At 64.9% G+C, this 13,479-nt stretch carries 16 protein-coding genes; 3 read left to right on the top strand and 13 right to left on the bottom strand.

Features of this window, described 5'->3' with window-relative positions; translation table 11 throughout:
- Positions 1–68: 68 nt before the first annotated feature.
- From ABMC89_RS06565 to ABMC89_RS06585, 5 genes are all read right to left on the bottom strand, one after another.
- Positions 69–1,100 carry a diguanylate cyclase domain-containing protein gene (locus ABMC89_RS06565; RefSeq protein ID WP_349566425.1) on the bottom strand — a complete coding sequence of 344 codons (1,032 nt, stop codon included), beginning with the start codon at positions 1,098–1,100 and terminating at the stop codon, positions 69–71.
- On the bottom strand, positions 1,097–1,684 hold the full coding sequence (locus tag ABMC89_RS06570; RefSeq protein WP_349566427.1) for a heme NO-binding domain-containing protein: 588 nt from the start codon (positions 1,682–1,684) through the stop codon (positions 1,097–1,099). The genes ABMC89_RS06565 and ABMC89_RS06570 overlap by 4 nt, the downstream gene beginning before the upstream one ends.
- An 86-nt stretch (positions 1,685–1,770) precedes the next feature.
- Positions 1,771–3,330 (bottom strand): trimethylamine methyltransferase family protein, encoded by a 1,560-nt coding sequence (locus tag ABMC89_RS06575; protein WP_349566429.1) that lies wholly within the window; start codon positions 3,328–3,330, stop codon positions 1,771–1,773.
- Positions 3,331–3,427: 97 nt separating this feature from the next.
- Positions 3,428–4,144: an HAD family hydrolase gene (locus ABMC89_RS06580; protein ID WP_349566431.1), complete on the bottom strand. Its 717-nt coding sequence runs from the start codon at positions 4,142–4,144 to the stop codon at positions 3,428–3,430.
- The gene (locus ABMC89_RS06585) at positions 4,141–4,425 is read right to left on the bottom strand and encodes a DUF3572 domain-containing protein (protein WP_349566433.1); all 285 of its coding nucleotides are present in this window, start codon (positions 4,423–4,425) and stop codon (positions 4,141–4,143) included. The genes ABMC89_RS06580 and ABMC89_RS06585 overlap by 4 nt, the downstream gene beginning before the upstream one ends.
- Positions 4,426–4,521: 96 nt before the next feature.
- Between ABMC89_RS06585 and ABMC89_RS06590 the strand changes: the two genes are divergently transcribed.
- Positions 4,522–5,931: a diguanylate cyclase gene (locus ABMC89_RS06590; protein ID WP_349566435.1), complete on the top strand. Its 1,410-nt coding sequence runs from the start codon at positions 4,522–4,524 to the stop codon at positions 5,929–5,931.
- Between the two features lie 118 nt (positions 5,932–6,049).
- Here the strand turns inward: ABMC89_RS06590 and ABMC89_RS06595 are convergent, their stop codons facing one another.
- From ABMC89_RS06595 to ABMC89_RS06610, 4 genes are all read right to left on the bottom strand, one after another.
- A complete protein-coding gene (locus tag ABMC89_RS06595) occupies positions 6,050–6,484 on the bottom strand; it encodes a periplasmic heavy metal sensor (protein ID WP_349566437.1) in 435 nt (144 codons plus the stop codon).
- Between the two features lie 34 nt (positions 6,485–6,518).
- Positions 6,519–6,854, bottom strand: a complete 336-nt coding sequence (locus ABMC89_RS06600) for a hypothetical protein (protein ID WP_349566439.1) — start codon at positions 6,852–6,854, stop codon at positions 6,519–6,521.
- Positions 6,841–7,434 (bottom strand): RNA polymerase sigma factor, encoded by a 594-nt coding sequence (locus ABMC89_RS06605; RefSeq protein ID WP_349566441.1) that lies wholly within the window; start codon positions 7,432–7,434, stop codon positions 6,841–6,843. Before ABMC89_RS06605 ends, ABMC89_RS06600 begins: the two co-directional genes overlap by 14 nt.
- A 70-nt stretch (positions 7,435–7,504) precedes the next feature.
- Positions 7,505–8,053, bottom strand: a complete 549-nt coding sequence (locus ABMC89_RS06610) for an EF-hand domain-containing protein (protein ID WP_349566443.1) — start codon at positions 8,051–8,053, stop codon at positions 7,505–7,507.
- A 194-nt stretch (positions 8,054–8,247) separates the two neighbouring features.
- Between ABMC89_RS06610 and ABMC89_RS06615 the strand changes: the two genes are divergently transcribed.
- Both ABMC89_RS06615 and ABMC89_RS06620 read left to right on the top strand, forming a co-directional pair.
- Positions 8,248–8,667 (top strand): DUF983 domain-containing protein, encoded by a 420-nt coding sequence (locus tag ABMC89_RS06615; RefSeq protein ID WP_439655639.1) that lies wholly within the window; start codon positions 8,248–8,250, stop codon positions 8,665–8,667.
- 24 nt (positions 8,668–8,691) lie between these two features.
- Positions 8,692–9,399: an NUDIX hydrolase gene (locus tag ABMC89_RS06620; RefSeq protein ID WP_349566445.1), complete on the top strand. Its 708-nt coding sequence runs from the start codon at positions 8,692–8,694 to the stop codon at positions 9,397–9,399.
- Here ABMC89_RS06620 and ABMC89_RS06625 read toward each other — a convergent pair.
- From ABMC89_RS06625 to bcoG, 4 genes are all read right to left on the bottom strand, one after another.
- A complete protein-coding gene (locus tag ABMC89_RS06625) occupies positions 9,396–10,313 on the bottom strand; it encodes an EamA family transporter (protein ID WP_349566447.1) in 918 nt (305 codons plus the stop codon). The genes ABMC89_RS06620 and ABMC89_RS06625 overlap by 4 nt on opposite strands.
- A 190-nt stretch (positions 10,314–10,503) precedes the next feature.
- Complete coding sequence (locus tag ABMC89_RS06630; protein ID WP_349566449.1) at positions 10,504–11,976, bottom strand: carnitine 3-dehydrogenase; 1,473 nt, start codon at positions 11,974–11,976, stop codon at positions 10,504–10,506.
- Positions 11,973–12,488: a lipocalin/fatty acid-binding family protein gene (locus ABMC89_RS06635; RefSeq protein ID WP_349566451.1), complete on the bottom strand. Its 516-nt coding sequence runs from the start codon at positions 12,486–12,488 to the stop codon at positions 11,973–11,975. The genes ABMC89_RS06630 and ABMC89_RS06635 overlap by 4 nt, the downstream gene beginning before the upstream one ends.
- Positions 12,489–12,499: 11 nt before the next feature.
- Positions 12,500–13,411, bottom strand: coding sequence for a 3-dehydrocarnitine:acetyl-CoA trimethylamine transferase BcoG (gene bcoG / locus ABMC89_RS06640; protein WP_349566453.1), 912 nt, complete (start codon positions 13,409–13,411; stop codon positions 12,500–12,502).
- Between the last annotated feature and the right edge of the window lie 68 nt (positions 13,412–13,479).

Here is a 13,479-nt window from a genome sequence, read left to right on the forward strand (position 1 = left end):
AACCGGTCCAGTGCGGGCAGCGCGGGAGAAGGATTTCCGCAGCACAGGATGTATTTGGGTCGCAGGCCCTAGTGGCGCTTGATGCCCGTCTCCAACGGCGGCTCGGCGATGCCTGCGCCGCGCCTCAGGTCGGGGGTGTAGAATGTCTGCTGCGCCCTGCCCTTCTTTTTGGAGGCGTAAAGCGCGATATCCGCGTCTTCCAGCACGCTCTCGCGGGTGGCGCCAAGGCTGCCCTGTATCCAGACCGTGCCAATACTGGCCGAGATTTTGCAATCGGTCCCGTTGAACGGGATCGGCCTTTCGATGCGCGCGATGATCCGCTCGCCCACGCGCTCCAGCACGTCCAGATCGCCCACGTCCGGCAGAACGACGGTGAATTCGTCACCACCGAGACGCGCCACCACATCCGTCTTGCGGGTCTCTTCCAGCATCACCTTCGCGACCTCCCGCAGCACATGGTCGCCCGCCGCATGCCCCAGCGTGTCGTTCACCGCCTTGAAGTGATCGAGATCGATATGCATCACCGCAAAGGCTCCCCTGGCGTGGATCAGGCGCTCCAGCGTCTGGTCGAGCGCGCGGCGGTTGCGCAAGCCCGTCAGCGTATCGGTAAAGGCCTGCTCCTCCGCCGCAGCCTTGGCGCCCTGCAGGCGCTCGTTCAGCTTCTGGGACGCCTCCATCGCGGCGGTTTTCGCCTCGACCAGATAGAGCATTTCGATCGCCAGATCGGTGGCCGCGAAATCGGCGTTCGTCAGCGCGTAATCCCGCACCGCCTGAAGGATCGAGATCCCGAAAGACAGGTTCACGATATGGCGGCCATGGCCACCGCAGACCATGACCCCTTTCAGCTTGGCGGGCGGGTGGCCCTCAAGTTCCAGATGCAGCTTGTTGTGGCGCAGATTGAGCAGGCTTTTCATCGAGGTCGTGCCGCGCGGGCGCAGCACGTCGAAAGTGTCGAGAAACGGCCGCCCCACAAGCGGCAGGTCCGGGCGCAGCTTCTGGATGGTGGGGCCTGTGTGTACGATCACGCCCTGCGCATCCAGCACCAGATGCATCGGACACAGGATATCCAATACCCTCGTATTCGCAGCCCACGACATCATGAGACACGCTTGCCCAGTTCGAAAATACGACCGTCCGCATATTCCGCCTCGACCAGCTGGATACACACGGTTTCCTGACCGGCGACCGTGCTGTCGATGTCGATCAATGCCAAGGCGCCGTAGTCGTCCGCTATGGCCCGCAGAACACCGGCCATCAGATGCCCGAACCCCGCCACGGGGCAGGCGCAAATCAGCCTGAAGCGCCCCGCGCCATGGGCGTGCAATTCGATCGCCGGAAGATGCAGATCGGCCACCGCCATGCGCGCGCGGTCGGGAAGGTCGTCCAGCGAATGCAGGAAATCCTCGAAGGTGACCCCGCCAAAGCGTAACAATCTGCGCACCGCCTCGGTGTTCGGGTGGGTGACCAGATAGATGCCGATATCTTCCATCAGATCGGCCCGCGATCTGTCCAGCAGCGTGGCCATCGCGTCCAGCACCTTGGGGGTCAGCGCATCATCGTAGGTCAGCATCGCTTCGAAGTCGGGCGGGCTTACCCCTGCCCGTGCCGCCGCTTCGAGCCACTTTTCGCGCCCGTAGCTATCGCGCATGAAGTTCTGGAAACTGCGGTTGATAAGCCCGTGCATGGTTCACCCCTACTCTCACCCACATTTCGTATGGCGCGACAGAGATTAACAGCGCCCTAAACAGGGCCGGCGCAGCGGAAAACTGGTTAAAAATCCGTTGGCGCGCCACCCTCGTCCTTGCGCCGGGCTACGAAGGCACAAAGCTCTTCGCGGATCGCCTCGTCCATCGGCGGCGGTTCGAAAGAGGCGACGATCTCGCGGAACATGTGGTGCGCGCGTTCCTGCGTCCAGACGCCCCCCGCGACCTCCCAGCCCTCGTAGTTGGTCCAGTCGCTCAGAAACGGCTGGTAGAAGGCGGTGGTATAGCGGTCCTGCGTGTGCTGGATGCCAAAGAAATGGCCCTGATTGCCGACCGATTTGATCGCGTCGAGCGCAATCTCATCGGGGCCGGTGGCGCAGATTTCCGGCTGCATGTACCGCTGGATCTGCTGGAGCACCTCGCAATCCATGATGAACTTTTCGGGGCTGGCGATCAGGCCGCCCTCAAGCCATCCCGCCGCGTGATAGACCATGTTGGTCCCCGATTGCACAGCGGCCCAGAGGCTGTTGGATGTCTCCCACATCGCCTGTCCGTCCGGGACATTCGCCGCGCAGACCCCCGACGAGCGCATTGGCAATCCGTAGAAGCGGCACAACTGGCCCGTCATCTGGGTGGCGCGCATGTATTCCGGTGTCCCGAAGGCCGGTGCTCCGGTTTTCATGTCCACGTTCGACGTGAATGTCCCGATGGCCACCGGGCATCCGGGGCGGATGATCTGCGCCAGAACGACGGCGATCAGCGCCTCGGCCAGCGATTGCGCGACGGCGCCCGCCATGGTCACCGGTGCCATCGCCCCGGCCAGGGTGAACGGTGTCACCACCAGCCCCTGACCGCGCCGCGCCAGCCGCATCCAGCCATCCAGCATCGGCTGGTCGTGTTTCAGCGGCGAGGTGGAGTTGATGTTTGTGTACATGCGCGGGGTGGCGTCGAATTCCTCGTGCGTCAGACCTCCCGCGATCCGCACCATTTCCATCACGTCCTCGACCCGCTCCGCACCGAGGCTATAGGCATGCATCGCCTTGTCGGTCAGTGTCAGCTTGTCGAACAGAACATCGAGGTGACGCACCGACGCGTGGATATCGACCGGCTCGACCGGATAGCCGCCCGCGAAGTGGATGCAGTTGAAATACTGGGTCAGCCGCAGCAGATCCTGACATTGCGCCCGCGTGCCCGGCACCTTGCGCCCGAGCGACATATCCCAGTAGTTCGGCGGCGAGGACACGTTGCCGAAAACGAGGTTCCTGCCCCCGATCGTAATCCTGCGGTCCGCGTTGCGTGGGGTCAGCGTGAATTCATGCGGGGCCAGCGCCACGTATTCCATGACCATGTCCCGGCCCATGCGCACATTCTCGCCCGACGTAGCGCAGCCCGCGTCCTTGAGGATTTTCAGGGCTTCGGGGTTCAGGATCTCGATCCCGATTTCCTCGAGAATACGCATGGCCCCGTCGTGGATCGCGGCCACGCCTTCCGGGCCCAGAGGCTCGGTCGGACGGTCGGTGTTGACCGGAGGGCACCATGGCATCTGCTCGATCACCGCGGTTCCGCGCCGTGTGCGGGCGCCTTCACGGCCGCCGCTGCGAGTCTTGCGTCTGGTGTCCACGGTCATGGTCGCGTCCTTGCTGTTTTACACAGCAGGCCCGATCATCCCGCTTTCATCCGCGCCAATCACGACAGAGCTTGTCGTATTTGTGCCCGCCCCGCTGTCAGAGCGTATCCAGCCACGCGGGGATCTGGCCGATGTCATCGAGAACCAGATCGGCCAGGGGGCGCAGCACATCTGCCGTGGCGGCACCGGTCAGCACGGCGACCGTGCGCATTCCCGCCGCGCGCCCCGCCCGCAGGTCGTGGGTGCTGTCGCCGACCATGACAACCGACGCCGGATCCAGATCCATCCGCGCGGCAAAGGCCAGAAGCTGGCCGGGCGCGGGTTTGCCCCCGTGGCCGCTGTCGTATCCGACAATGAAATCGAACAGGGCTGTCACGCCCGCCTCGGCCAGATGGGCGCGCGCGGGTGCTTCGCTGTCGTTGGTGGCGACGCCCAGCTTCAGGCCGCGCTCCCGCAGCCCTGTCAGGAAAGGTTTGAGCGGGATGGCAGGCACCTGCGGCGCCTTGATCGCCTCTTCGTCCAGCATCGCCAGCAGCGCGTCATGGGAGAGGTCGGGAAAGGAGGGCAGCAAGGCCGCGCAGACCTCTCCGGGCGTGCCCGCGATGACGATGCTGTCGCGGGCGAATTTTTCTGCGGCGAGGTCGAACCCGATGGTCTCTCCTATGGCCTGCGCGCGTTCCCGGTCGTTTTGGGTCGCCCTGAGCAGAAAGGATTTCGCCCAGCTTTCCCATGTCGCTGCGAAATCGAAAAGCGTGCCGTCCTTGTCGAAACAGATCCCCGCGACGGGGTGCGCGGTGGTCGTCTGCGCACTCATGTCCAGTGCACTCCTTCGCCGCCCGGAAGGGCGCGGCGCGCTTCGGCCAGCCGCTCTGGCGCGATCGCGATGTCATCGGCGCAGGCAATGATCCATGCATCGTCCATCAGCAGAAAATCGAGCACTGCGGCAAGGAAGGCCGGTGACCCGGCCGAGCTGCGCAGATCGGCCTCGCTTGCGCCCGTGGCACCCAGAAAAACCGGCAGAAGATCGTCATTGGCGACAAGCCAGCCAAGTGCCTGCAAAGCAATCGTTTCCGCGCCCTGATCCTGTTTCGCCATGGGTCTCTCCGACTCCGATACATATCTCAACGCTTTGTTAACCAAATCAGCGCAGAACTAAAGCATTCTCATGATCGCGTTACGAAAGGGGCTGAGGTGCTGGGTAAGATACTCGTGGTCGACGCGATAAGCACAAATCGTATTGTGCTGAAGGTCAAGCTCGCCGGCGCCTTCTACGATGTCCTGCAGGCCGCCTCGGTAGAAGAAGCGATCCTGTGCGCCAGATCGACCCCGCTGGATCTGATCGTGACCGCCCTGTCGCTGCCCGATGGCAGCTCAATCGACCTGTGCAGGCGCATCCGGCAACAACCCCGGCTTGCGCAGATCCCGGTGCTTGCGGTCGGCAACGCGGGCGACGCGGCGACGCGGCTCGATATTCTGGCGGGCGGTGCTTCGGACGTGATGCAGCGCCCGCTGGATGAAACACTGCTGTTGGGACGCGTGCGCAGCCTGATCCGCGCGAACAACACGCTGGCCGAATTTCAGGTCCGCGACGAAACCACTTGCGCGCTCGGCCTCGCCGAGCCGACGGCGGAATTCGTGCGTCCCGGCCATGTGATGCTGGTGGGGGAGGATGCGCGCACGCTCAAATGCTGGGTACGCGACCTGCACCACAACATGAAAAGCAGCTTCACCATCACCCCCCTGAAAGAAGCGATGGCGGTCCTGCACGCGGGGGCGCCTACGGACGCGATCGTCCTCGCCCTGCCCGCCAATGGCGGATCGGGCGACGACTGCCTGCGCCTGATCTCGGCCCTGCGGGCCAGCACGGTGACCCGACACATCGGCGTTCTGACCGTGCAGCAGAAAGAGGACGTGCAGCGCGCGACAACGGCGCTGGACCTCGGGGCCGATGACGTGATGGTCAACGGCTTCGAAAGCCGCGAACTGGCCTTGCGGCTGAAGGTGCTGTTGCGGCACAAGGCGCAGATGGAACGCGTCCACCAGAACGTGCGCACCGGCCTTCAGGAAGTCGTGCACGACCCGCTGACCGGGCTCTACAACCGCCGCTTCGCGATGCCTCATCTGGCGCGCATCCGCGACATGAGCCTGCGTTCGGAACGTGCCTTTGCGGTCATTCTGGGGGATATGGATCACTTCAAACAGATCAACGATGCCTATGGTCATGCCTCCGGCGACGCCGTGCTGGTCGAAACCGCGCAGCGGCTGCGCGACACGCTGAGGGGGGTCGACATGATCGCCCGCATCGGCGGAGAAGAGTTCCTCATGGTCCTGCCCGGATCAGAGCCTGAAACCGCGCACCGGATCGCCGAACGGCTGCGCGCGCAGATCGGCAACCGCAGCTTTGCGATTCCCGGCGCACGCGCGCCCATTACCGTCACGATGAGCATGGGCCTGTCGACGCATACCTTCGACGGAAAGACCGCGCGCTGTCCGGCCGTGGACGAAATCCTCGACAGTGCGGACAAGGCGCTTTACGCGGCAAAGGTGAACGGCCGCAACCAGATCGCGCTCAGCGCACCGCTGCGACGGCCCGCGGCCTGAAGCGCCTGAGGCCGATGCGGCACATACGGGCACCACGGTCGCGATGAACCGGCGGGTCCGCCAGAAAACCGCCGCACCGGCACCTGCCCCAAAATGACGCGCAGCGTGCGCGCCGAACCTAGCGGTCGTCGATCTTTCTGCGGTTTGCGCGCAGCTCCATCATCTCCTCCAGCCGCTGGACATAGGCCCGCCTTTCGTCATCGCTCATGCGGGAAATGCGGGCCAGCCATGCCGCGCTCGTCAGATCCTGGCGCTGGAGCAATGATTCACGCTGGCGCTCAAGCAGAGCGCGCACCGGGGCAGGATCGAAAGGCTCCGCCCGCAGCAGGGAAAACATTTCCTGCATCTGCGCGCGGCGGTCACCGGGGGCTTGCCTGATCGCGCGACGGATCTCGCGGCGGTCCTCACGCCCCAGCGCCGACAGATAGGGCGCCTCGCCGCGCAGCGGTCTGCCGTGCGGCCCGCCACCCTCGTGGAACCGCCACATCGCACCACCCACGGCGGCGGCAACCGCGAGGTTGAGCGCCAGTGAAAGGCCCAGCGCAATCGGCATCCAGCGCCACCTTGTTTTGCCTGTTTGCATCCGCCTAACCCTCTTCCAAATCCCAGGACAGGCTGTAGAGCCCCGTCAATTCCTGATCCTGCGCCAAAACCCCCGCCCTATCCAGCAACGCCAGCGGGTCGAGCCTATCGGCCGGCGGCGCGATCCCGATCCACGCGCCCGCGACCGTTGCCGCGACCAACCCGCCAAGGCCCACCGGCCCGCCGATGGCACGCAGCAGCCGTGGCCAGAGCGCCGCACGCGGCTGGTGGGCAAGCGCAGAATCCAGAACCCGCGCGGCTGCGGCATCGGACAGGCGCGGCGGTGCCGCGCGGGCCGCCGCCAAAAGGTCTTCCAGATCGAATGGGTCAGGTCCTGTCATCTTCATACCCCAATGCTTCGCGTTGTTGCGCCAGATCGGCGGACAACGCCCTTTTTCCACGCGCGGTCAGGCTCTCGACGGCCTCGGTCCCGATCCCGAGTATTTCGGCGATCTCGGTATTCGCCAAGCCTTCGAGATGGCGCAGGACCACCGCCTGTCTCTGCCGTTCGGGCAGTCGCATGAGCGCCGCCTGCAAGGCATCCTCGCGCGCCGCCGCCTGCAACCGGTCGACCGCCGAGGGCGCGGGATCCTCGGGGGCGGCGATGGTGTCCAGAGGCGTGTCGGGGACACGGCGCAAACGATCCGTACACAGATTGGCTGTGACACGGTACAGCCATGTCGATGCCTGCGCGCGCCCGGCCTCCCAGCGCGGTGCCTGTTTCCACAGCCTCACCATCGCCTCTTGGGTGACGTCTTCGGCTTCGGCCACGTTGCCCAGAACCCGATGCGCGTGGGCATACACCCGTGGCGCGAACCGCGCCGACAGAATCCGCGCCGCCGCCACGTCGCCCGCCGCGTAGCGCGCGAGCAAGGCGGCGTCCGCCGATCGTGCCTCTTCGGTTTCGTTCAACGTGTCCACAGGGTATTCCGTCAGCCCGAAGCGTGCGATGCGCAGCCGGATCTGCGCATCCCCTTTTCAATGCGACGGTTCAGTCGCGCGGTTTATGGTTGCCGCGCTCTTTGCCATGGCCGCGCATCTTGGCGAATTCCTCGGCACTTACCGTTCCGTTCCCATCGGTGTCGAGCCGCGAGATCAGCTTGGCGGGATCGCGCCGGCCCTGCATCTCTCCTGCGGTCAACGTACCGTTCTGGTCGGCATCAAGATGGCCGAACATCTTCGCCGCACGGTCCGCGCGGCGCTCGTTTCCCTGCGCGATCATCCGGTCAATCTCGGCAGCGCTCAGGGCGCCATCCCCGTCGGTGTCGAACCGCTCCAGAAGGTGTGCCTTGCGCATCGCCTGCGCGGCAGCGGACAGTTCTTCGGGGGTGACCTGACCGTCGCCGTTTGCGTCCGCCTTGGCGAATCGCTCTGCCGCTGCGGCTGTCAGCTCTTCCGCCGTGATCTGACCGTCGGCGTTGGTATCGAGCCGTTCGAAACGCGCCTGCGCACGGTCGTCGCCTTCGCGGGCATCGGCGGGCATCGCTGTCGCGACAAGACCCGCGGTGATCGCCAGTGCGGTGATGGATTCCTTGAGCATGGTATTCTCCGTTTTCTGGTTGCGCTCCGGGGATGTTCCGCCCCGTTTGCCCTTGTTCTACGACCCGCCGGGCAGTTTCCGTCGCAGAAAATGCACCCGCCGTGGCGTCATCCGTCCCGAGACATTTCGCCACCTTACTTTTCAACACCGCGCACGCCATGTAGATGATACCCAGTGCATCGCAGGATCCTAAAATGACGCAGACCGCAACAGACCCACGCGAAGATGACGCAAGCCGCGCCGCCGACGACGAACGTCAGCGGCTGCCCGCGATGCTGCGCGGATGGCGCAGCCGGTGTCCCAATTGCGGTGCCGGCCCGCTTTTGCACGGTTATCTGAAGGTGCACGACCATTGCGCCGTCTGCGAACAGGAATTCCATCATCACCGTGCCGATGACGGCCCCGCCTATCTGACGATTCTGCTGGTCGGCCACCTCATGGCGCCGCTGCTGCATTTCGTCTTTGTCCAGTGGCGTCCCGAACCGATCACGCTGTTTACGATCTTTGCGGTTGGCACTGCCGGTTTGTCCCTCTACCTTCTTCCCAGACTGAAAGGAGCCCTGATCGGCTTCCAATGGGCCAAGGGCATGGGGGGCTTTGCACCCTCTCCCTGAGACCGAGACCGGCGAGAGGCGCGCATGAGCATCGACAAATCAGCAATCCGCAACGCGGCGACCGTTATCGTGATCCGCAACCGGATGGATGCCCCTGAGATCCTGATGGGTCAGCGCGGCGCCAAAGCCGCCTTCATGCCCAACAAGTTTGTCTTTCCGGGCGGCGCGGTAGACGCCGAAGACGCCGATATCCCGCTTGCCTCGTCGCTTCCCGATGTCTGCGCCGAACGCCTGCGCGAAGACGCCGATTCCGAACTGGCCCATGCGATCAGCGTGGCCGCGATCCGCGAGCTCTGGGAAGAGACCGGCCTGATCCTCGGCGTGCCCGGCACGTGGGAGGGCGATGTGCCGCTGGACTGGCAGACCTTCGCCGCCACCGGCCATGTGCCCCACGCCGCGCCGCTTCAGTTCGTATTCCGCGCGATCACACCGCCCGGGCGCCCGCGCCGGTTCGACGCGCGTTTCTTTCTGGTCGATGTGGATGAGATCGCCACCGACCCCGACGATTTCTCGGCCGCCTGCGACGAGCTGAGCCATTTGCAATGGGTTGCGCTGTCGCGTGCGCGGTCCTTTGACATGCCTTTCATCACCGAAGTCGTTCTGGCCGAGGTCGAAGCCCGCGCGCGGGATTTCAACCCGCCCGAGGCGGTTCCGTTCTTTCGCAACAGCGACGAGGAAAGCCTGTTCCTGCACCTGAAAGGCCATCGCGGCCCCTACGCGCGAAAAGGCTAGATCACGAGGATCAACAGCAGGATCGACGCGACCAGGATCGCCATGCCCAGCCCCTCGCGCAGGGAGATGGTTTCGCGGAAGAACAGTGTCGAGGCCAGAACGCTCAGGATCAGTTCTACCTGCCCCAGAGCCTTGACGTAGGCCGCATTCTGCAGGGTAAAGGCGATGAACCAGCACAGCGATCCGCCCATCGACGTGATGCCGATCCAGAAGGCGACCCGCCGCGCCGCCCAGACGCGGCCGATTTCCCCACGCTGGCGCAGATGCAGCCAGGTGCCCAGGATGACGGTCTGCATCGCGACGACGGCCATCAGCGTGATGCCCGCGCGCAGCAGCGGATCGTCCGACGCCAGCGCCAGTGTCGCGGCACGGTAGCTGACCGCCGAGAAGGCAAACAGCACGCCCGACGCAATCCCCAGCCCCGCGGCGCGGTTGTTGAAATCGCGCCAGTGGACTCCGCGCGCCTGCTGTCCGCCGGACAACAGCAACAGCCCTGCCATCCCCAGCATGATCGCCACCAGCCCCGCACCGCTGACCGTTTCACCCAGCAGCAGAATACCGACCAGCACGGTCTGGATCACTTCCGTCTTCTTGAAGGTGATGCCGACTGCGAAATTGCGTTCCTTGAACAGGGCAACGACGCAAACGGTGGCGAGAATCTGCGAGACTCCGCCCAGTAGACCGAAGGCCCAGAAGCGCAGACCCAGATCCGGCAGGGCGGCACCGGATGAGGTCATGTAGACCGCCAGCAGCACGGCGATGAAGGGCCCGGAATACAAGAACCGCGAGAATGTCGCCCCCGCCGCGGTCAGGGTCGCTGTCGCCAGCACCTTTTGCAGCATGAAGCGCACCGTCTGGAAAATCGCGGCGGCAAGGGTGACAAGGATCCACAGATCGGGCTCGGGCAGGGTCATGGCCGTTCAGTGCCGCAAAACCGGCGCTTGCGCCAGAGCGCAGATGCGCGGCCTTGACTCCGCAGCATCCGAAGAGATCGGCGTGCCGGTGTTGCCCACTGCGGCGGCATGCGCATGGCCGCCGCGCCGCGCCCGCGGCAGAATCACCGGCATTCTGGCATCACCCCATTCCAGACGTCGCGACCCTCAGTCACCTCGGCGCGCCGATGGCGCGGCCCAGCCCGTCGGGCAGAGGAAGGGCTGCGTGTCCTTCCGCGAAACGCACAAGCGCGGCTTCGATTGCCGGGCTCGGTGGCGTGGGTTTGCGTGTCTCCAGACTGACGTGCAAAAGGAAATGCTCGCCGGTTGCCAGCAGGCGATCCCCCTCGAACATCTCGTGCCACAGGTGCATCTTCTTGCCCTGCCCCAGAATGACCCGCGTGCGGATCGTGATCACCGCCCCTGCGAGCACTTCGTCCACGTGGCGGATGTGGGTTTCGGCGGTGAAATAGCTGCCGCCGGAGCGGATATAGTCGGCATCGCAGCCGATGATCGCCATGAACCGGTCCGTGGCATCGGCAAAGGCCTGCAAATACCGCGCTTCGGTCATGTGGCCGTTATAGTCGGTCCAGTCGAGCGGGACCGTGCGGCGGGCGGTCTCGACCGGCGCATCCGCTGGCAGATCGGCGGCGACGGCGCCGTGGACCGTCCCGGCGCGCATCCGCGATTCCTGTTCGTTCAGCAGCGCGCCCGCGCCCCAGTTCTGCGCCTTGAGCCCGCGCATCATCGCCACGAGATTGTTGTCGCGGATACGCTCCAGCGCGCGGATGGAATAGGCGCCCGATTGCGCATCGGACTGTCCCGCGATCAGATCCACCAATTCCTCGGTAAATTCGGGCACATCCATCAACTTGGTCCATGGCCATTTCAGCGCCGGACCGAATTGCGCCATGAAATGCTTCATGCCCGCCTCTCCGCCCGCAACGCGGTAGGTCTCGAACAGGCCCATCTGCGCCCAGCGGATGCCAAAGCCGTAGCGGATGGCGTTGTCGATTTCCTCGGTGGTGGCGATGCCGTCCTTGACCAGCCACAGCGCCTCGCGCCAGACCGCTTCGAGGAAGCGGTCGGCCACATGGGCGTCGATCTCTTTCTTCAGGTGCAGCGGGTACATGCCGATGCCGGTCAGGATCTCCTTGGCGGTGTCGACGAGGCCAGCGTCGACCGCATCGGTCGCAACCAGTTCAACCAGCGGCAGAAGATAGACGGGGTTGAACGGATGCGCGACCATGATCTGGCCCGGCCGTGTGGCGTTCTGCTGCAATTCCGAGGGCTTGAACCCCGAGGTCGACGATCCGATCACCGCCCCCTCGCCGCAGGCGGCCTGTATCTGCGCAAAAGTGCCATGTTTCAGATCCAGCCGCTCCGGCACGCTTTCCTGTATCCAGTCGGCGCCTGCGACGGCTTCTGCAATCGTGGCGTGAAAGCTGATCGCCCCCTCGGCGGGCAGCGCGAGATCCGTGAGCCCCGGCAGCGACCTGCGGGCGTTGGCCATCACCTCGCCCACCTTGCGTTCCGCCTGCGGGTCGGGGTCGTAGATCCGCACCTGCCAGCCATTGAGAGCGAAGCGCGCGGCCCAGCCGCCGCCGATCACGCCACCGCCGATAATCGCAGCCGTTTTCGTCATTTCACCACCTTCAGATCTGTCGTCTTGTATCCGTTGAAATCGAGGATCTCGCGCGCCGCGGCGATGCGGTCCGCGCCGCCCGTGCGACCACGGTCGATGATCCACGCGAATGTCCCGTCGGGATTGCCCAGAACCGCAGTGCGGAACCCTTCGTCAACCCACAGGACCCATATCGCACGCTGGCGGCCATCGGGCATCCGGACGATGTATTGCCCCGGTCCGACAGCACGTGTCTCGAGGGTTTGTGCAACCGAGGTACATACACCCGCCGCATCGCAGGCCTGCGCCCCGAGCCGCAGCGCGGGCCCCGCCGGAGTCTGGCGCAGGGAAAGCTGTTCGAACGCCTCGCGCGCCGGCAATACGGCGCGGACGTACCAAAGGCCCGCAAACCGTGCCTCGTCGTAGCGCGAGGTGATGCCGATGGGCACGGACCGGTCGCGGTATCCCGGACCGGTCTCGACCGCGCTGTCCGGCGGCGCGTTGCACGCGGCCAGCAAAAGTGCCGCGCACACCGCCGCTGCCCTCACTTCGGGGCCCGTTTTTGCAGACCCAGACGCGCGCGCACCTCTTCGGGGCCGATCAGCGTCGCCCCCAGCCCCTCGATGATCCCCCGTGCCTTTTCCACAAGCTGCCAGTTCTCGGCAAGCACACCCTTTTCGAGCCAGAGGTTATCCTCGAGCCCCACGCGCACGTGGCCGCCCGCCAGAACCGATGCCGCGACATATGCCATCTGGTTGCGCCCCAGACCAAAGGCCGAGAAGGTCCAGTCCTCGGGGACGTTGTTGACCATCGCCATGAAGGTATTCAGATCGTCCGGCGCGCCCCACGGCACCCCCATGCACAGCTGCACAAGTGCCGGACTGTCGAGCACGCCGTCCTTGACCAGTTGCTTGGCGTACCACAGATGGCCGGTATCGAAGGCTTCGATCTCGGGCTTCACGCCAAGGTCGGTCATCATCCGGCCCATGGCCGTCAGCATCCCCGGCGTATTCGTCATCACATAGTCGGCTTCGGCAAAGTTCATCGTGCCGCAATCGAGCGTGCAGATTTCCGGCAGGCACTCGGCGATGTGGACCAGACGCTCGGTCGCGCCGATCATATCCGTGGCGTCCTCTTTCAACGCCATCGGGTTCTCGACATCCCCGAACACGATATCTCCGCCCATGCCAGCGGTCAGGTTCAGAACCACGTCGGTGTCGCTGTCGCGGATGCGCTCGGTCACTTCGCGGTAGAGCGCGGGATCGCGGCTGGGCGTGCCCGTTTCGGGGTCACGCACGTGGCAATGCACCACCGCCGCACCGGCCTTGGCCGCTGCGATGGCGCTCTCGGCGATCTGTTGCGGCGAGCGCGGAACATGGTGGCTGCGGTCTTGCGTGGCCCCCGATCCGGTTACGGCACAGGTGATGAACACCTCGCGGTTCATGGCAAGTGGCATATCGGTCTTCCCTTCCTGTTTCGCCGCAGCATGGGGGAGGACCGCGCAGGTTTCTATCCCCCAGAGGC

The sequence above is a fragment of the Sulfitobacter sp. HNIBRBA3233 genome (assembly GCF_040149665.1).
In the GTDB taxonomy this organism is placed as follows: domain Bacteria; phylum Pseudomonadota; class Alphaproteobacteria; order Rhodobacterales; family Rhodobacteraceae; genus Sulfitobacter; species Sulfitobacter marinivivus.